The 18,181-nt window shown below is 70.6% G+C and carries 14 protein-coding genes and 2 pseudogenes; all 16 read left to right on the plus strand.

Annotated elements, in window-relative coordinates:
- Positions 1-98 precede the first annotated feature (98 nt).
- The 16 genes and pseudogenes from B1L07_08360 to B1L07_08435 all read left to right on the plus strand — a co-directional run bounded on the left by B1L07_08360 (position 99) and on the right by B1L07_08435 (position 18,172).
- Complete coding sequence (locus B1L07_08360; protein AUZ55100.1) at positions 99-518, plus strand: flagellar export chaperone FliS; 420 nt, start codon at positions 99-101, stop codon at positions 516-518.
- Between the two features lie 5 nt (positions 519-523).
- Complete coding sequence (locus B1L07_08365; GenBank protein AUZ55101.1) at positions 524-832, plus strand: hypothetical protein; 309 nt, start codon at positions 524-526, stop codon at positions 830-832.
- Positions 829-1,413 (plus strand): hypothetical protein, encoded by a 585-nt coding sequence (locus B1L07_08370; protein AUZ55102.1) that lies wholly within the window; start codon positions 829-831, stop codon positions 1,411-1,413. Before B1L07_08365 ends, B1L07_08370 begins: the two co-directional genes overlap by 4 nt.
- An 85-nt stretch (positions 1,414-1,498) precedes the next feature.
- A complete protein-coding gene (locus tag B1L07_08375; GenBank protein ID AUZ56520.1) occupies positions 1,499-2,131 on the plus strand; it encodes a DNA-binding response regulator in 633 nt (210 codons plus the stop codon).
- Positions 2,132-2,397: 266 nt separating this feature from the next.
- Positions 2,398-3,808 (plus strand): annotated as a pseudogene (locus tag B1L07_08380) (RNA polymerase sigma-54 factor).
- A gap of 13 nt (positions 3,809-3,821) precedes the next feature.
- Entirely contained in the window at positions 3,822-4,205 is a 384-nt protein-coding gene (locus B1L07_08385; protein AUZ55103.1) for a two-component system response regulator, read from the plus strand.
- Entirely contained in the window at positions 4,198-5,646 is a 1,449-nt protein-coding gene (locus tag B1L07_08390; GenBank protein AUZ55104.1) for a Fis family transcriptional regulator, read from the plus strand. The genes B1L07_08385 and B1L07_08390 overlap by 8 nt, the downstream gene beginning before the upstream one ends.
- Positions 5,647-5,695: 49 nt before the next feature.
- Positions 5,696-6,184 (plus strand): hypothetical protein, encoded by a 489-nt coding sequence (locus B1L07_08395; protein ID AUZ55105.1) that lies wholly within the window; start codon positions 5,696-5,698, stop codon positions 6,182-6,184.
- Positions 6,184-8,067: a hypothetical protein gene (locus B1L07_08400; GenBank protein ID AUZ55106.1), complete on the plus strand. Its 1,884-nt coding sequence runs from the start codon at positions 6,184-6,186 to the stop codon at positions 8,065-8,067. The genes B1L07_08395 and B1L07_08400 overlap by 1 nt, the downstream gene beginning before the upstream one ends.
- 11 nt (positions 8,068-8,078) lie before the next feature.
- Positions 8,079-8,696 (plus strand): hypothetical protein, encoded by a 618-nt coding sequence (locus B1L07_08405; protein AUZ55107.1) that lies wholly within the window; start codon positions 8,079-8,081, stop codon positions 8,694-8,696.
- Positions 8,693-9,973 (plus strand): hypothetical protein, encoded by a 1,281-nt coding sequence (locus B1L07_08410; protein AUZ55108.1) that lies wholly within the window; start codon positions 8,693-8,695, stop codon positions 9,971-9,973. Before B1L07_08405 ends, B1L07_08410 begins: the two co-directional genes overlap by 4 nt.
- Positions 9,970-11,484, plus strand: a complete 1,515-nt coding sequence (locus tag B1L07_08415) for a hypothetical protein (GenBank protein AUZ55109.1) — start codon at positions 9,970-9,972, stop codon at positions 11,482-11,484. The genes B1L07_08410 and B1L07_08415 overlap by 4 nt, the downstream gene beginning before the upstream one ends.
- 81 nt (positions 11,485-11,565) lie before the next feature.
- The gene (locus B1L07_08420; GenBank protein ID AUZ55110.1) at positions 11,566-12,696 is read left to right on the plus strand and encodes an aminotransferase; all 1,131 of its coding nucleotides are present in this window, start codon (positions 11,566-11,568) and stop codon (positions 12,694-12,696) included.
- Between the two features lie 16 nt (positions 12,697-12,712).
- Positions 12,713-13,975, plus strand: a complete 1,263-nt coding sequence (locus tag B1L07_08425; protein AUZ56521.1) for a teichoic acid biosynthesis protein B — start codon at positions 12,713-12,715, stop codon at positions 13,973-13,975.
- A 47-nt stretch (positions 13,976-14,022) separates the two neighbouring features.
- Positions 14,023-17,492: pseudogene (locus tag B1L07_08430) on the plus strand (O-antigen biosynthesis protein).
- A gap of 317 nt (positions 17,493-17,809) precedes the next feature.
- Complete coding sequence (locus tag B1L07_08435) at positions 17,810-18,172, plus strand: flagellar hook-basal body complex protein FliE (protein AUZ55111.1); 363 nt, start codon at positions 17,810-17,812, stop codon at positions 18,170-18,172.
- The last annotated feature ends 9 nt before the right edge of the window (positions 18,173-18,181 follow it).

An 18,181-nucleotide genomic window follows, 5' to 3' on the forward strand; every position in this document is an offset into this window, starting at 1 on the left:
TCAAGTAAACGGCCATGACGGCCGATACACGGATACCACCCCATTATTGCCGACGCTGCCCGGACCGCGCGCCGGACAGGTCCCAGGAGACTCTCACCATGTACGGTTCCAGCCGCAACTACGCCGAGCAGTACCGCAAGGTCGGCGTGTCCACCAAGGTTGTGGATGCCGATCCGCACAAGCTGGTGGCCCTGCTGTTCGAAGGGGCCGGCGAGCGCATCCGTCGCGCCGAGGCGTTCCTGGCCCAGGGCGACCAGGCGATGAAGGGCAAGGCCATCGGCGAGGCCTGCGCCATCATCGGCCACCTCAATGGCTCGCTCGACCACGAGGCCGGCGGCGAAATCGCCGGCAACCTCTCCGCGCTGTACGACTACGTCATCCAGCGCCTGACCGAGGCCAACCTCAACAACGACGTGGCGGCGCTGCAGGAGTCGCTGTCGCTCATGGGCGAGATCGAATCGGCCTGGAACGCGATCCCGCCCGACCAGCGCCAACGCCCCGCCGTCACCGGAGCCTGAGGACCATGATGGACCCCGATCACACCCTCAAAGCCCTGCACGACGACCTGGAAGCGCTGCGCGTGGCGGTGGAACAGGAAGACCACGCCCAGGCCGAGCGCATCGCCAGCGGCCACGACCGCCGCCTGCGCGAGTTCGTGGAGGCCTGCGGCGCGCAGTCCGCGGCCAACGGCCTGCGCAACCTGCTGGCGCTGCAGCAGTCGCTGATGGCCGACATGCTGGTACGCCGCGACATCGCCGCGGCGCGGCTGCGCGCCGGGCGCCAGTCGGTGCGCGCCGCGCACGCCTACCAGCAGGCCGAATCGCTGGCATGAACACGCCCGGCGCCAGCATCGTGCACCACCCGGCGGAGGTCGAGCTGTTCGAGGACACGCTGACCTGCGATGTCTCACTACCGGCGGTGTTCGAGCCGGGCAGCGGCGCGATCCGCGCCGGCGCGGCGGAAATGCTGTTGCGCAGCGTGGCGCTGGTGGAAGACTCGCGCGGCGCCGACGACAGTGACGAGCGCGGCGCCGACGGCAGCCAGCAGCTGGCACGGCTGGAAGCGCGCATGGACCTTGCCCTGGTATTGCTGGGGCGCCTGCTGCGGCAGTCCACCCAGGCGCTGCCGCTGCGCCCGGTGCGCTGGTCGCGGCGGGGCCTGCGGCTCGAGCTGGGCCAGCGCAGCGGCGCGGTCCAGGGCAGCGCCGGCATCGTGCGCCTGCAGCCGGCCGACTGGCTGCCCGACCATATCGAACTGCCGGTGCAGGTGCTGGGCGAAGCCGCCTCGGGCAACGGCGGGCTCTACCTGTGGCTGCGCCTGCAGAGTACCGGCGAGGCGCTGGACACCGCGCTGGAACGCCACCTGTTCCGCCTGCACCGGCGCCAGATCGCCGACAGCCGGCGCCCGCGTTGAAGCGGCCGGTTCATGACCTTTGCCGCTTGGCGCGCGTGCGCGCGCTCGGCTAAGGTGCGGCCATTCCCAAGCGATGCCCGTGCCCGTGCGTGTCCTGATCGTCGATGACCATACGCTGGTGCGTGCCGGCCTGTGCCGCCTGCTGCAGACGTTCGGCGGGGTGCTGGTGGTCGGCGAAGCCAGCAACGCCGACCAGGCGCTGGAGCTGGCGGTGCTGCACCGCCCCGAAGTGGTGCTGATGGATCTTTCCCTGCCCGGCCGCAGCGGCCTGGAGGCATTGTCCGACATCCGCCGGCGAGTGCCGCAGGCGCGCGTGGTGATGATGTCCATGCACGACGACACCGCGCATGTGCGCGATGCGCTGGACCGCGGCGCGGTCGGGTTCGTGGTCAAGGATGCCGCCCCGCAGGAGCTGGAGATCGCGCTGCGCGCGGCGCATTCCGGGCAGGTGTTCCTGAGCCCGCAGATCTCCACCCGCATGCTGGCGCCGATGCTCGGGCGCGAACGCCCCACCGGCATCGCCGCGCTGTCGCCGCGCCAGCGGCAGATCCTGCGCCAGCTCGGCAACGGCCGCACCACCAAGGAAATCGCCGCCGAACTGGGCATCAGCGTGAAAACGGTCGAGACCCATCGCGCGCGCATGATGGAAGCGCTGGGCTGCCGCCGCGCCAACGACCTGCTGCTGCTGGCGGTGCGCCATCAGCAGGAGCTTGCCTGAGCCCTCGCCCGCGGACCGGCGTTGGCAACGCGTCACAGATTCGGAAATCCGTCGCGTGGCGCGTCAGAGTTCCGTAAGTCATTGATAGTCCAATCTCCGCCCCGCCGCGGCGACGGATTAATGGCGAAATGTAGGAAAACCCCCTACACCCCCTCAGGGGACTCCCGGATGGCGCCGGGTTTTCTCCTATTCATTCCCTGACACCCCCTACGCAAGATGTGTTCCATCACGGTCGCTTCACGCAGCGGCCACGGGGACCAGACGCCATGAAAGCCACGCTCACCACCCAGCTCGGGCAGCAACTCCACCTCACGCCCGCCCTGTTGCAGTCCATCCGCCTGCTGCAGCTCAACGGCCTGCAGCTGGAGCAGGAAATCCGCCAGGTGCTGGAGAACAACCCGCTGCTGGAGATCGAGGAAGAGGCCTCCGCCAGCGCCGCCGAAACTGCCGGCGCCGGCGACCCGCAGCTGGAGACCGCGGCGTTCGACGAGCTGCCGGAGAGTTCGATGTGGGACGTGCCCGGCGCCAGCTGGAACGACGCCGACGAGGACCGCACCGCGCGCCTGGCGATGGGCGAATCCAGCGACCCGCACCTGCGTATCCTGCAGGCGCTGTCGCTGGACCTGGACGAGGGCGACCTGGCGATCGCCGGGTTCTGGCTGGAGCATTGCGACGACGCCGGCTACCTGCAGGCGCCGCTGGCGCAGCTGACCCTGCTGGCCAGCGCCCGCTTCGACCGCGACGGCGCGCACGTCGAGCGCATCCGCCAGCGCCTGCTGCAGGGCGAGCCGGCCGGCATGGCCGCGCGCGACCTGCGCGAATGCCTGCAGGCGCAGCTGGCCGCCCTGCCCGGCACGGTGCCGGCCCGGCACCTGGCGGCGCGGCTGCTGGACGGCGACCTGAACCTGCTCGCCAGCCACGACTACGCCGCCATCGCCACCGGCCTGGACGCCGAACACGCCGACGTGCTGGAGGCGTTCCGGCTGGTGCTGTCGCTGCAGCCCCGCCCCGGCGACACGCTGCAGCCGCAGGCCGACGACGCGGTCATCCCGGAAGTGGTGGCCTGGCGCGCCGATGGCCAGTGGCGGGTGGCGCTGAACCCGGCCACCACGCCGCGGGTGAGCCTCAACCCGGTCTACGAGCGCGCCCTGGGCGCCAGCGAAGGCAGCGCCGCCCAGCCGATGCGCGAACTGCTGCAGGAGGCGCGCTGGTTCACCCGCGGCCTGTCCATGCGCTACGACACCCTGCTGCGCACCGCGCGGGTCATCGTCGAGCGCCAGGCCGCGTTCCTGGCCGAGGGCGAGGAAGCCATGGCGCCGCTGACCCTGAAGGAAGTGGCCGACGCCATCGGCATGCACGAGTCCACCGTTTCGCGCATCACCTCGGGCAAGTTCATGCAGACCCGCGCGGCACCTTCGAGCTGAAACACTTCTTCGCCGTGCGCCTGGACGGCGCCAGCATCTCCGGGCAGGCGGTCAAGGCAATGGTGCGGCGGCTGATCGAATCCGAACCGCCGGCGCGCCCGCTGGCCGACGAGGCCATCGCCGAACTGCTGGCGCGGCAGGGGGTCAACATCGCCCGCCGCACCGTGGCCAAATACCGCGAACAGCTCGACATCGCCCCGCGCGCGAGCGGAAGCGGCACAATGCGCGTCCGCTGCTGGCCCGCGCAGGCTGATCCGAGGAATTCCATGAGCAAGCTCACCGTTCTGCTGGTCGACGACCACGAAGGCTTCATCAACGCGGCCATGCGCCACTTCCGCAAGGTCGACTGGCTGCAGGTGGTCGGCAGCGCCGCCAATGGCCTGGAGGCGATCGAGCGCTCCGAGGCGCTGCGCCCGCAGGTGGTGCTGATGGACCTGGCGATGCCGGAGATGGGCGGGCTGCAGGCCACGCGCCTGATCAAGACCCAGGACGAGCCGCCCTACATCGTGATCGCCAGCCATTTCGACGACGCCGAGCACCGCGAGCACGCCCAGCGTGCCGGCGCCGACAACTTCGTCAGCAAGCTGTCCTACATCCAGGAGGTCATGCCGATCCTGGAGCACGTCAGGCAGGAACAGGGCCATGAGTGAATCGCGCATCCTCGTGATCGACAGCGAGGGCGTCCGCGCCGAACGCACGGTGGCGCTGCTGGAGTTCATGGACCTCAACCCGCGCTGGGTCACCGACGTGGGCGACATCGATACCAGCCGCCACCGCGTCAACGACTGGATGGCGCTGGTGGTGGGCACCATCGAGGACCCGGCGCGCGCCATGCCGTTCTTCCACTGGCTGGCCGGTACCGGCATGCCGCCGGTGCTGCTGGCCGAAGGCGACCCGCTGGCGTTCGCGCGCCACTACGCCCTGCACGAGGCCAACGTCTGGCCGCTGGAGCAGCCGATGCGCCACGCGCAGATGGAGGCGCTACTGCGCCGCGCCAGCCTCAGGCGGCTGGACGCCGAGCACCATGCCGGCGGCGGCGAGGACACCGGCCCCACCGGCACCAGCCCGGCGGTGACCGAGCTGCGCCAGCTGATCGAGCAGGTGGCCGGGTTCGACACCACCGTGCTGGTGCTGGGTGAGTCCGGCACCGGCAAGGAAGTGGTGTCGCGCGCCATCCACCAGCGCTCGCCGCGGCGCGACGGCCCGTTCGTGGCCATCAACTGCGGCGCGATCCCGCCGGACCTGCTGGAAAGCGAGCTGTTCGGCCACGAAAAGGGCGCCTTCACCGGTGCGCTGAGCGCGCGCAAGGGCCGGTTCGAGATGGCCGAGGGCGGCACCCTGCTGCTGGACGAGATCGGCGACATGAGCCTGCCGATGCAGGTCAAACTGCTGCGCGTGCTGCAGGAGCGCAGCTTCGAGCGCGTCGGCGGCAACCAGACCATCCGCTGCAACGTGCGGGTGATCGCCGCGACCCACCGCAACCTGGAAACGCGCATCGCCGAAGGCAAGTTCCGCGAGGACCTGTTCTACCGCCTGAACGTGTTCCCGATCGACGTGCCGGCGCTGCGCGAACGCATCGCCGACATCCCGGCGCTGGTGGAAACCATCGCCGCGCAGCTGGCGCGCACCGGCCGTGGCGAGGTCCGCTTCGCCGCCGAAGCGCTGCAGGCGCTGGCCGCCTACCGCTGGCCGGGCAACGTGCGCGAACTGACCAACCTGGTCGAACGCCTGGCGGTGCTGCACCCGGGCGGGCTGGTGCGGGTGCAGGACCTGCCCGCGCGCTACCGCAGCGAGGCGGCGCCGCCGCCGGTGGCGCTGGACGACGAGCGGCCGCTGGCCAGCCTGACCGCAAGCCCGGCGCCGGCATCGCCGCCCGCCGCGGCCGCCGCGCCGCTGCCGGTGCAACTGCCCGACGACGGCCTGGACCTGCGCGACCACATGGCCGGCATCGAGCTGAAGCTGATCAACGAAGCCCTCGAGCGCACCCAGGGCGTGGTCGCCCACGCCGCGCAGCTGCTCGGCCTGCGCCGCACCACCCTGGTGGAGAAACTGCGCAAGTACGGGATCGACCGCGAGCAGGCGGCGGACTGAGGCCGCCGTCCGCGCGGGTCGGCAGCGGCAACGGCACGGAACTTGCCTGATGCAGGCCGACCATGGCTGCCTGGATTCCCCGCTCATGACGCTTGTTCTGACCTACGGCACGTTCGACCTTCTGCACGTGGGTCACGTCAATCTGCTGCGTCGCGCCCGCGCATTGGGCGACCGGCTCGTGGTCGGCCTGTCCTCGGACCGGTTCAACGCCATCAAGAACAAGACGGCCACCCAATGCTATGCGGACCGCGAGGCGGTGCTTCGCGCCATCCGCTACGTCGACGACGTGTTTCCCGAGGACAGCTGGGAACAGAAGGCCGCCGACATCCGCCGCCATGGCGCGGCGATCCTGGTGATGGGCTCGGACTGGACCGGGCATTTCGACGCCCTGTCGTGCCACTGCGAGGTCCGCTACCTGCCCCGCACCGAGGACATCTCCAGTTCCTCGCTGAAGGCCAGGATCCGCCGTGACCCCGCAGAGGCGGCCGTCGCCGGGGCGCCGCGGATCGGCGGTCCGCTGCTGGGCGGTGCGCGCTGATGCGCCCGGTGTTCGACATCCGCCCCGCGGCCGCCGACGGGGAACATGGGCTCCTGCTTTCGCTGCAGCCCGGCCCGCCGCGGATGAGCGGGCTGCGCCTGCGTTCGCGTGACGGTGCTCGGGTCCTGCCCCTGCATTTCCACCGCGAGGGCGACACGGTCCGGGCGGAGCTGCCGGTCGCCCCGCTGCTGGAAGATCGCCCGCTGCGCTGGGATGTCCAGGCCGAGCTGGACGGCAACGGCGTGTTCGAGCCGTTGATCGGCACGACCGGCACGACCATCCCCCGCCATTTCTTCCAGCAGGCGATCGGTGAGCACGGGATCTCGGCCTACCTGAGCGACAGCGTCAGTTCGCTGGCGCTGTTCACCGCGCCGTCGCAGCAGCACGCCTACACCGTGGACGCCGAGAACACGCGTGCCGCGTTCCCCATGCTGCTGGAGGAGCTGCCGCTGCAGGAGGACCTGGTCCTGTTCGAGAGCTTCCTGGGCAAGGCATACGCGGGCAATCCCCGCTATATCCATGAAGCGCTGCGGCGGATGCGTCCGGACCTGCGCTGCGTCTGGGCCTACAACGGCGACACGCCCATCCCCGGCAATCCTGCGCGCGTGCGCCGCGGCTCGGCCGCCTACCACCGGCTGCTCGCCCAGGCCAGGTACCGCGTCAACAACATCCTGTTCACCGCGCATGGCCGCAAGCCGGACACCCGCTACCTCCAGACCTGGCACGGCACCCCGCTCAAGCGGCTGGGATACGACATCGACGTCGCCGGCCCCGAGGTCGACGCCCGCGACAACCTGTACCGCGAGTCGCGCGCCTGGACCCACCTGCTGAGCGCCAACAGCTACTCCAGCGCCGTGCTGCGCCGTGCCTTCCGCTACGAGGGCGACGTGCTGGAAACCGGCTATCCGCTGACCGACCCGCTGACCGCCGCGGACGGCGGACGCACGGACGTCCTCCGCCGCCTGGATCTCCCGCTCGATCGCCGTTACGTGCTGTACGCCCCGACCTGGCGCGACGACCGCCAGGTCGGCCACTGGCAGTTCGACCTCGACCTGCGGCTGGACGTCGCCCGGGTGGCCGCGGCACTGGCGCCGGACCAGATGCTGCTCGTCCGTGCGCACCACCTGGTGAGCGGCGGCCTCGGGGACCGGCCACTGCCGGCCAACGTCCGCGATGTGTCGCACGTGGATGATGCGACCGACCTGTGCGTCATCGCCGACGTGCTGGTGACCGACTATTCGTCGATCTTCTTCGATTTCGCCACCAGCGGCCGCCCGATCCTGTTCTACTGCTACGACCTCGACCAGTATGCGCAGCGGATCCGCGGCTTCTACCTGGACATGGAGCAGGACCTGCCGGGCCCGATCGCGCGCAGCACCGACGCGCTGATCGCCCTGCTGGCCGACCTGCCCGCAGTCCAGGCCGCCAACGCCGAACGGTATGCCGCGTTCCGCCAGCGCTTCTGCGCGCTCAACGACGGCAGGGCCGCCGCGCGCGTGGTCGATGCGTTCTTCGGCCCGTTCCCGGCGACGAACCGCTTCATGACCGACCTGGTGGCGCTGGGCATCGGTGGCGCGGCGGACGACGACGCCCGCCTGCAACGCCTGATCCAGCGCTACCTGGCTGATTCGGACGCAATCTCAACGCTGCTCTACGAACGCCTGCAACCGGCCGAGCAACAGCGTTTCCTGGTGTGGTTCCTCAAGCGCTGGGCCGGCATTGATCGCATCGACCCGGCCGAGATGGCGTTCTACAACGCCGAGGTGGAGCGCATCCGGCAGGCGGAGCGCCCCCGGTCGAGATCGACGGCGGCCACTACGTGCTGCAGGACATGCGCCCACAGGGCCATGATTTCCGCCTGGCCACCTATGCCTGGGCGCTGAGCATCCATGACGTGCTGTTCGACCAGTACCAGGACGAAGGTTTCCGGGTGCAGCCGGGCGACGTCATCATCGATGCCGGCGGCTTCATCGGCGACACCGCCGCACTGTTCTGCGCCAAGACCGGCGGCGACTGCCAGGTGCACGCATTCGAACTGCTGGACGAGAGCATCGCCCTGTTCCGCTACAACAATGCGCTGAACGGCATCAGCGACCGCGTCGTGCTCAACAAGCTGGCCCTGTCCGACCACAGCCAGGGTTCGCTGGTGATCAAGCAGGCCAGGCTGCAGGGCGCGACGTCGGTCGAACCCGGCGACGGGCCGGGCGAGCGCATTCCAACCATCACCCTTGACGACTATGTCGCCCGGCACGGGCTGCAGCGGGTGGACCTGATCAAGATGGACATCGAGGGGTCGGAGATCCCGGCCCTGCACGGGGCCGTGCAGACCATCCGCCGCTTCCGCCCCAAGCTGGCGCTGTGCCTGTACCACAAGTGGGACGACGTGCTGACCATCCCCCGCTTCATCGCCGGGCTCGGCATCCCCTACCGCTTCAACTTCAAATGGGTGCAGCTGCCACAGGGCTGGGAGGCCGTCCTGCTGGCCCAACCGTGCGAGGACGCAGGCCCATGACGGTGAACGTGCTGGTGTTTCCGTGCGGGTCGGAGATCGGCCTGGAGATCCATGCCGCCCTGCGCCATGCCAAGGACATCCGCCTGCATGGCGCGTCCTCGGTATCGGACCATGGTGAGTTCGTCTATGCGCGTTACCGCCAGATCGCGGCGCAGGCCAGCTCGGCCGAGCTGGTGCCCCAGCTCAACGCGCTGATCGATGCGTGGGATATCGACCTGGTGGTGCCGGCGCACGACAGCGTGATCCCGGTACTCGCCGACAACCAGCAGCAGCTGCACGCCCCGGCGATGGTGCCCGACCCGGCCATCGCCGCCATCTGCCGCAACAAGAACCGGACCTACGCACGACTGCAGCACCTGGGCATCGTGCCGCGCGGCGTCGAACCGGGCACCGCCGATTACCCGATCTTCGCCAAGCCGGCGGTCGGCCAGGGCAGCCAGGGCGCCGAGCGGGTGGACGATGAAGCACGCCACCGGCAACTGGCCGGCAGCGGCGTCGAGTACGTCTTCAGCGAATACCTGCCCGGTACCGAGTACACCGTGGACTGTATCTCCAGCGCCGAGGGCACCCTGCTGCACGCCGCCGCCCGCGTCCGCGGCCGGGTGAAGTCCGGGATCAGCGTACGCACCGAACCGGCGGCGGCCGATCCCGGGCTGGAGGCGATGGCGCGGGCCATCGCCGCCGAACTGCGCCTGAAGGGGGCCTGGTTCTTCCAGGCCCGGCGCGACCGCCACGGCGTGCCCAAGCTGCTGGAGGTCGCCCCCCGCATCGCCGGGTCCATGGCATTGAACCGCATGCGCGGCATCAACTACCCCCTGCTGGGCATCTACGCCTACCTGGGAAAGCCCTTCAGCGTGCTGCCCCAGCACTACCCGCTGGTCATGGACCGCGCGCTGGGCAACCGCTGGCGGGCGCAGCTGGCCTACGAGCGGGTCTATCTGGACCTGGACGACACCCTGCTGGTGCGCGGCACCCCGGAGCCGCAGGTGATGGCGCTGCTGTACCAGTGGAGCGCCCACGGCATCCCGGTGGTATTGGTCACCCGCCATGCCTCCGCACCGGAGCAGACGCTCGCGCGGCACCGCATTTGCGCCGACCTTTTCGAGCGGATCGTGCACCTGCGCGACGGTTCGCCCAAGAGCGCCGTGATCCCGCCCGGCGAAGCGGCCATCTTCATCGACGATGCCTACCGCGAACGCGCCGACGTGGCGTACTCGCGCGGCATCCCGGTATTCGACGTGGATGCGCTGGAACAGTTGAGGGAGCTTCGCGCATGAGCCTGGAACGCATCGTCGACGTCGACCGGGCGCCCCTGCTTTCCATCGTGGTGCTGGTCTACAACACCGCGCCGTACCTGCCCGAATGCTTCGACTCGCTGCTGCAGCAGGACTACCGCGACATCGAGATCATTGCCGTCGACGACGGCAGCAGCGACGACAGCCTGGCGATCTGCCGCGCCTACGAGGCGCGCCACCCGAACTTCCGCTGCATCGGCAAGCACAACGAAGGTGGCGCGGTTTCTGGCAACCTCGGCGTGTCGCTGGCGCGCGGGCGCTACGTGGCGCTGGTCGACTCCGACGACGTGGTCACCCGCGATGGCTACCGCCTGCTGATGGAACAGGCGCTGCAGGCCGACGCCGACATCGTCATCGGCCGTGCGGCACGACTGCAGGATGGCAGGCTCTCGTCGGTGGCCTTCCTGTATGAGCCGTATGTCTGGTCGCGGCGCCGCCGCTTCGATTCGGTGACCGAGTTCCCCGACGTCATCCACGACTGCTTCTACTGGAACAAGGTATTCCGCACCGCGTTCCTGCGGGAGCACGGACTCGGCATGGTGCCGGGCCTGCTGTATGCGGACCGCCCGTTCGTGCACCGCGCCTACTGGTACAGCCGGCGCACGGTGATCATTCCCGAGCTGGTCTACCACTGGCGGCGGCGCCCGGAAGGCGCCACGGCCTCCATTTCGCAGAACATCCGCCAGGCCGACAACTTCATTGATCGCATTCATTCGATGAAGCTGGAGTGGCATGACTTCGACGACGTCCCGGAAGCGGCCGGCTACCGCCGTGCGATCGCCGTGGCCAACCTGCAGCGTGCGCTGCACGCCGCGCCGGGCATCGTGGCATCTCCGACCTTTCGCAGGGTATTCATCGAGCAGATGCAGGCACTGCTCGCACTGTATGGCGAGCTGGACTGCCGGGCGCTGGGGGCCAGGCGCTGCCTTTACCTGGAGCTGATCAGGCGCGGCGAGGTCGAAGCCCTGTGCTTCCTGCTCGGCGTGACCAGTGAACGGGGCTGGATCGCGGAAATCGACGGCGCCTGTTACTGGAAGCAACCGTTCCTGGACAACCCGGAGGTCCCGCTGCCGCGGGCCGCCATGCGCCTGGAGTTCCCCAACATCGGCTTCTTCCGCCTGCGCGACATCTGCCTGGGCGAGGACAGCCTGGACCTGACCCTGGACCTTCATGACCGCATCATGGAAGGCTGCGCGGTCTGGTTCGAGCTGCATTCGATCCAGGGCGAAGGCAGCTGGGAGTTCCAGCCGGAAGGGCGGATCGGCGAGCACCGCTGGCGCTACCGGCTGGACCTGCGGGGCCGCGAATGCAGGCCAGGCAGCCTGTACGGGCTGGTCCTGCACTATCGCACCGGTGACGGCATCCACGGCCGCTACCGCATCGGTCCGGCGATGGCCCCGCCCGGATGGCCCGCCTCGCTGCCGCTGCGCTCATCGCTGGGCAGCCTGATGTTCTCGCCGGAGGCCGGCGGCCTGGGCCTGGCCGTCAACTGACCGGCGCCGCGCCCCGGCACGGGAGTTGCATGTTCCCGCACGCCGGCATTCCGCCGACGCCATGCCCCCGGCCCGCCCGCGATGATCCCCAAGAAGCCGACCCCGGTCACCAGCCCGCTGCTGCCCCCGCTGGAAGAGTTCGTGCCCTACCTGGAGCGGATCTGGGAGAGCCGCATCCTGACCAACGGCGGCAGCATGCACCAGGCGCTGGAGAAGGCGCTGTGCGCCTACCTCGGGGTCGAGCACATCGCGCTGTTCGCCAATGGCACGCTGGCGCTGGTCACCGCCCTGCAGTCGCTGCGCATCACCGGCGAGGTGATCACCACGCCGTACTCGTTCGTGGCCACCGCCCATTCGCTGCTGTGGAACGGCATCAAGCCGGTGTTCGTGGACGTCGACCCGGTCACCTTCAACCTCGATCCGGCCCGGATCGAGGCCGCGATCACGCCCCAGACCACGGCCATCATGCCGGTGCACTGCTATGGCACGCCCTGCGACGTGGACGCCATCGGCCGCATCGCCGACAACTACAACCTGCGGGTGATCTACGACGCCGCGCATGCCTTCGCGGTCGGCGACACCCGCGGCAGCGTGCTGCGGCACGGCGACCTGTCGGTGCTCAGCTTCCATGCCACCAAGGTATTCAACACCTTCGAGGGCGGCGCCATCATCTGCCCGGACGCGCGCACCAAGCAGCGCATCGATCACCTGAAGAACTTCGGCTTCGTCAACGAGACCACCGTGGTGGCGCCTGGCATCAACGGCAAGATGAACGAGGTCAGCGCCGCGTTCGGCCTGCTCCAGCTCAAGCACATCGACCGTGCGCTGGAACGTCGCGCCGCGATCGACGCGCTGTACCGCCAGCGCCTGGCGGGCATCGCCGGCATCCGGTGCCTGGCACGGCCCGCGGATGTGCGCCACAACCACGCCTACTTCCCGGTGCTGGTGGGCGACGACTACCCGTTGCAGCGCGACGAGCTTTATCACCTGCTTCGCGCCGAACACATCCTGGTGCGGCGCTACTTCTACCCGCTGATCAGCGAGTTCCCGATGTACCGCGGCTTCGCATCCGCGGCGCCGGACAACCTGCCGGTGGCGCACGCCGCCGCCCGCCAGGTGCTGTGCCTGCCGATCCACCCGGACCTGTCCGATACCGAAGTCGGCCGGATCTGCGAGCTGCTGACCGCGCATGCGCGGGTCCGCGCCGCGTGATGCGAGGCCGGCCGTGATGCCTGCGTGGCTGGGGGTGCCGCTGCTGCTGGCGTGGCGGCTGCTGGACCTGCTGGTGCCCAAGCGCCGCGACCATTGGGCGTTCTTCGACCATCCTCTCAAGCCGGGCCAGTTCATCGAGAACGCACGCGCGGTCTTCGAGCAGGTAAAGGACGACCCGCGGGTGCACTGCCGGGTGTTCGTGCGCGGTGGCCAGCGGCCCCTGGACGTGAGCGAGCACGCGCACGTGCGCGTGCTCCGCCTGGACTCGCCGCGGGGGCTGTGGGCGCTCGCCCGCTGCGGCGTGCTGCTGCTGACCAATTCCACCGCGCTGGACATGTCGCTGGCCTGGCGCAACGGCGGCTACGCCGCGCCACGGCCGTGGCTCCGGCGGCGCGTCACCGTCAACCTCTGGCATGGCATTCCGCTGAAGCGGCTGTTCGCGCTGGCCAACCCGGACCAGCGCCAGCATGGCGACCGCGACCGGCACCGGCGCCGCGAACGCCGCTTCTACACCGGGCTGGTCGCGTCCTCGACCATCGACGCGCACGCGATGGCGGCGATCTTCCATCCGCTGCCCCCGACCAACGTCTGGGTTACCGGGCTGCCGCGCAACGATTTCCTGCGCATCGCCGAGGACGCACTCCCCGCCGGCCTGCGCGACGAGCTCGCGCGCGTGCGGGCGCTGCGCGGCCGTCGCCGGCTGGTGCTGTACGCCCCCACCTACCGCGATGCCAGCGTCGCCGCCGAGCGCAGCTACCGCTTCAGCGATGACGAGGTCGTCCAGCTGCGCCAGGTCCTGCAGCGCCATGGCGCGGTGTTGGGGCTGCGCAGCCACTATCTGGTCAACGGCCCGGCGGCGCTGGACCCGGTGCGCCACCTCGATGGCGAGGTGCTGCTGGACCTGGGCCACGCGCAGTTCCAGGAGATCGCGCCGCTGCTGCGCGAAAGCGCGCTGGTCATCACCGACTACTCCTCGGTCTACATCGACGCGCTCTACCTGGGCCTGCCGGTACTCGGCTTCGCCTACGACCTGGAGCACTACCGCACCCGCCAGAATGGGCTGCTGTATGACCTTGACCTGGCGTTTCCCGGGCCGATGACCACGACCTTCGCGGGGCTGCTGGCCGCGCTGGATGCCGTGCTGGCGCAGCCGCAGTACCACCCCGACGAACGCTACCTCACCGCCCGCCGCCTGTTCTTCCAGCACCTGGACGCCGACAACTCGCGGCGCGTGGTGCAACGGATCCACGCCGCGGTCGCCGCAAACCACCCCGCCTGATGCCCATGAACCCACTCCCTTCCACTGCTCCGCTGGTCAGCGTGGTGATACCGGCCTACAAGGCCCGCTGGCTGCCGCAGGCGCTGGAAAGCGTGCGCCGGCAGACCCATCGCCCGCTGGAGGTCGTGGTCTGCGACGATTCGGCAACGGGCCACGTGCAGGCCGCAGTGGAGGCCTTCGCCGCGCGCGCGGACTTTCCGGTGCGCTACGCGCGCAACCCCGAGCGGCTGTGGGAAATGCGCAGCACCGCGCGCGCGATCGGCCTGGCCGAGGGTGAGTACATCAAGTTCCTGCACGACGACGACGTGCTGCACGAGGACTGCATCGCCACCCTGCTGGAGTCGTTCGCGCAGGTTCCCGGCCTGGCGCTGGCGACCGCCCGCCGGCGGCTCGTCGACGAGGCCGGGATGCCGCTGCCCGATGAACTGCCCACGGCGTTCCCGGCCGACCATGACGTATGCATCGACGGCCGCGACCTGATCGACTTCTTCGCCGACCACACCCTCAATTTCCTCGGCGAGCCCAGCGTGGCCCTGTGCCGGCACGCGCCCCTGCTGGCGATGGGCGACCAGCTGGCCGTCCTCGACGGCGTCCGCATCGCCTGGCTCGCCGACCTGTCGCTGTACGTCAAGCTGCTGCGGCACGGCGCGGTGGCGATCAGTGCCCGGCCGCTGGTCGACTTCCGCATTTCCCGCCAGCAGTTCAGCCAGCGCGGGCGTGACCAGCCGGGTATCGCCGACGACTGGCACGAGACGTTCCGCCAGGCGCTGCGGCGGCTTGGCTGGTACCGCGGGGCGACACCCGGCAGGTGGCCCTGGCACCGCTGGACGGCAGCCAGCCCGCGCGGAAGGTCGATCTGCCGCAGGCACTGGAACAGGCCCTGGCCATCGCCCAGGCGCGCTGGCCGCTGCTGGACTGGCAGGCACGGCGCCGGCTCACCGCCGCGCAGTGGCGGGCCCTGCAGGCCAGCCTGCGCCGCCTGCCCCGGCCCTGCCTGGAGATCGCCATCCGCGCCGGCGGCCAGTCCGCCGCCGACCTGCGGCGCACGCAGGCCAGCGTGGCCCGATACGCCACCGCCGACGATGCGATCCGCGGCTGCGTGATCGGCGCGCCGCCGTCCGCGGCGGCGGGTCGCGTGCGCACCCGCTACCTTGCCGCGGACACGGCGGTGGACGAGGTGCTGCGGACCAGTCCGGCCCAGTGGGTCCTGTTCGTGGATGCCGGCACCGAGTTCCATGTCTTTGGACTGGACCGGCTGCTGGTCGAACTCGCGCGCAGCGACGCGGCGGTGCGCGCCCTCTACGCCGACGAGTGGCACCAGGATGCACGCGGCGACCTGGCACCGGCGCTGCGCCCCGACCTCAACCTCGACCTGCTGCTCGGCAACCCGGCGATGCTGGCCGGGCACTGGGTGTTCCGTCGCGAGGCGGTGCTCGCCGCCGGCGGTTTCGACGCCGGGGCCGGCGACGCCGCGGAACTGGACCTGATCCTGCGCCTGGTCGAGCACGGCGGCCTGGACGGCATCGCCCACCTGCCCGAGCCGCTGCTGACCTGCGCGCCGCCGCGCCTGGACCGGCTTGCGCAGCAGCGCGCCATCCGCCGCCACCTGCACGCGCGCGGCTATCCCGGCGCGACACTGGAAAGCGCCGGCGACGGGCTGTACCGCATCGACTACGGCCACGACCGGCAACCGCTGGTTTCGATGGTGCTGGCGGTCGCGGCGGACACCGCGCTGGCCACGCTGGAACGCTGCGTGGTGTCGTTGCTGGAAAAGACCGCGTATCCGAACTACGAGCTGCTGCTGGTCGACAACGGCGCCGGCGCCGACGTCCGCCAGTGGATGCAGCAGGTGGAGGCGCTGGCCGCCGGCCGGGTGCGCGCGTTCGCCTTCGATCCGCCACTGGCCCATGCCGCGGCCTGCAACCTGGCCGCCAGCCAGGCCGCCGGCGAGTTCCTGCTGTTCCTGCGTCCGCAGGTAGCGGCGCTGCAGCCGCAGTGGCTGCACGCGCTGCTCAACCACGGGCTGCGTCCGGAAGTGGGGATCGTCGGCGCCAAGACCATCTCCGCCGACGGCACGGTCACCCACGCCGGGCTGGTGCCCGGGCTGCTGTGCAGTGGCGGCCGCGCCTTCGCCGGCTCGCCGATGGACGCGCCCGGCTACATGCACCGGCTGCAGGTGGCGCAGGACTATTCGGCGGTCGCCGACAGCTGTCTGCTGGTCGGCACCGCGCTGTTCGCCGAGCTCGACGGTTTCGACCATGCCGCCTTCGCCGACGAAGGCGCCGACGTCGACCTGTGCCTGCGCGCGCGCCAGCGTGGTTACCTCACGGTATGGACGCCGCACGCGCTGCTGCTGCATTCGGTGGCGGCCGCACCGCTGCCGGCTACCGCCACCGATGCGCTGCTGGAACGCTGGCTGCCGGCGCTCGCGCACGACCCGGCCTACAACCCCAGCCTGCGGCTGGACGTGGCCGGTGGCTTCCGCCTGGGCGAATCGGACTTCTCCTGGCAACCGCTGCCGTGGCGGCCGATGCCGCGCGTGCTCGCGCACCCGGCCGACCCCTGGGGCAGCGGCCAGTACCGGGTGATCCAGCCGTTCGAGGCGCTGCGCGCCGCCGGCCATGCCGAGGGCGCGCTCTACGCCACGTTGCTGGACCCGGTCGAACAGGCCCGCATCGATCCCGACGTGGTGGTGCTGCAGCGCCGGATTTCCGACGAGGACCTGGAACGGATGCGGCGCATGCCGCGCTTCTCGAAGGCGCTCAGGATCTACGAACTGGACGACTACCTGCCGAACCTGCCGGCCAAGAGCGCGCACCGCGAACACATGCCGCGCGACATCCTGCGCACCCTGCGCCAGGCGTTCGCGCGGGTCGACCGGGTGGTGGTCTCCACCCCGGCGCTGGCCGAGGCCCTGGCCGGCCTGCACCCGGACATCCGCATTGCCGGCAACCGGCTGCCGCCGGGCTGGTGGCGCGGGCTGCCGGCGCCGCGCCGCGGCAGCGGCCCGCGTCCGCGGGTCGGCTGGGCCGGTGGCGTGGGCCATACCGGCGACCTGGAGATGGTCGCCGACGTGGTGGCCGAACTGGCACGCGAGGTGGACTGGGTGTTCTTCGGCATGTGCCCGGAACGCCTGCGCCCGCACGTGGCCGAGTTCCATCCCGGCGTCGACATCCAGGCCTACCCGCGCTACCTGGCCCGTCTCGACCTGGACCTGGCGATCGCGCCGCTCGAGCAGAACCGCTTCAACGAATGCAAGAGCAACCTGCGCCTGCTGGAGTACGGCGCCTGCGCGGTGCCGGTGGTGTGCAGCGACGTCGGTCCCTACCGCGACGACGCGCTGCCGGTGACCCGGGTGCGCAACCGCCACCGCGACTGGGTCGGGGCGATCCGCGAGCAGCTGGCCGACGCCGGCGCGCGTGCCACCGCCGGCGACGCGCTGCGCGCGGTGGTGCACCGCGACTGGATGCTGGCCGACGCCGGGCTGGCGCAGTGGCAGGCGGCCTGGCTGCCCTGAACTGCATTGCCCCCGCCCGGCGCCGGTTTCCCGGCTGCTGATGCCCGCCGCCGGGCGGCACGCCGGCGGGCTCTCCCGCGCCTCGACGGCAGCGGCCAACGGGCGGCCGGCGGTGGCGGCATCCGCCGCCCCGGGCCCGCCATCGCCCCGGCCCCTGCCGCAGCGTCACCATTCCCGGCGTCACCGACGGAAAACCGTCGCCGGGGCCGCGGCCCGCCCCGCCGTCACATGCTTCCCGCGGGTTTTCCCGCCGTTCCGGTTCCGGCACGCGACTTGCACATGAACAGGCAGTTCTCCCCTGTCCCGGAACCTTGTCGATGTCCCACTCCGTCAATTCCATCCTTTCCCAGATCCGCAGCTACCAGACCCAGGCGAGCCAGTCGTTGCCGGCCGCCGACGTCGCGCGCAGCAACGCCATCGACGGATTGGCCGGGGTCCGGCCCGCCACCGCCCCGGTGGCCAGCTTCACCGACACCCTGCAGGGCGCGCTGGCCGACGTGAATCGCGCCCAGCAGGTCTCCGGCGCGCTGGCCGCTGCGTTCGAGCGCGGCGAACCCGGCGCCGACCTGGCCAAGGTCATGGTCGCCTCCCAGCAGTCCCAGCTGGCGTTCCGCGCCACCGTGGAAGTCCGCAACCGTCTCGTCCAGGCTTACCAGGACGTGATGAACATGCCGCTGTAAGGAACCGGT

It is taken from the genome of Stenotrophomonas acidaminiphila (assembly GCA_002951995.1).
Lineage (GTDB): Bacteria > Pseudomonadota > Gammaproteobacteria > Xanthomonadales > Xanthomonadaceae > Stenotrophomonas > Stenotrophomonas acidaminiphila_A.

Coding starts and splice junctions, on each gene's coding strand:
- B1L07_08360 (AUZ55100.1), top strand. CDS start 99: ATGTACGGTTCCAGCCGCAACTACGCCGAGCAGTACCGCAAGGTCGGC.
- B1L07_08365 (AUZ55101.1), top strand. CDS start 524: ATGATGGACCCCGATCACACCCTCAAAGCCCTGCACGACGACCTGGAA.
- B1L07_08370 (AUZ55102.1), top strand. CDS start 829: ATGAACACGCCCGGCGCCAGCATCGTGCACCACCCGGCGGAGGTCGAG.
- B1L07_08385 (AUZ55103.1), top strand. CDS start 3,822: ATGAGCAAGCTCACCGTTCTGCTGGTCGACGACCACGAAGGCTTCATC.
- B1L07_08390 (AUZ55104.1), top strand. CDS start 4,198: ATGAGTGAATCGCGCATCCTCGTGATCGACAGCGAGGGCGTCCGCGCC.
- B1L07_08395 (AUZ55105.1), top strand. CDS start 5,696: ATGCAGGCCGACCATGGCTGCCTGGATTCCCCGCTCATGACGCTTGTT.
- B1L07_08400 (AUZ55106.1), top strand. CDS start 6,184: ATGCGCCCGGTGTTCGACATCCGCCCCGCGGCCGCCGACGGGGAACAT.
- B1L07_08410 (AUZ55108.1), top strand. CDS start 8,693: ATGACGGTGAACGTGCTGGTGTTTCCGTGCGGGTCGGAGATCGGCCTG.
- B1L07_08415 (AUZ55109.1), top strand. CDS start 9,970: ATGAGCCTGGAACGCATCGTCGACGTCGACCGGGCGCCCCTGCTTTCC.
- B1L07_08420 (AUZ55110.1), top strand. CDS start 11,566: ATGATCCCCAAGAAGCCGACCCCGGTCACCAGCCCGCTGCTGCCCCCG.
- B1L07_08425 (AUZ56521.1), top strand. CDS start 12,713: ATGCCTGCGTGGCTGGGGGTGCCGCTGCTGCTGGCGTGGCGGCTGCTG.
- B1L07_08435 (AUZ55111.1), top strand. CDS start 17,810: ATGTCCCACTCCGTCAATTCCATCCTTTCCCAGATCCGCAGCTACCAG.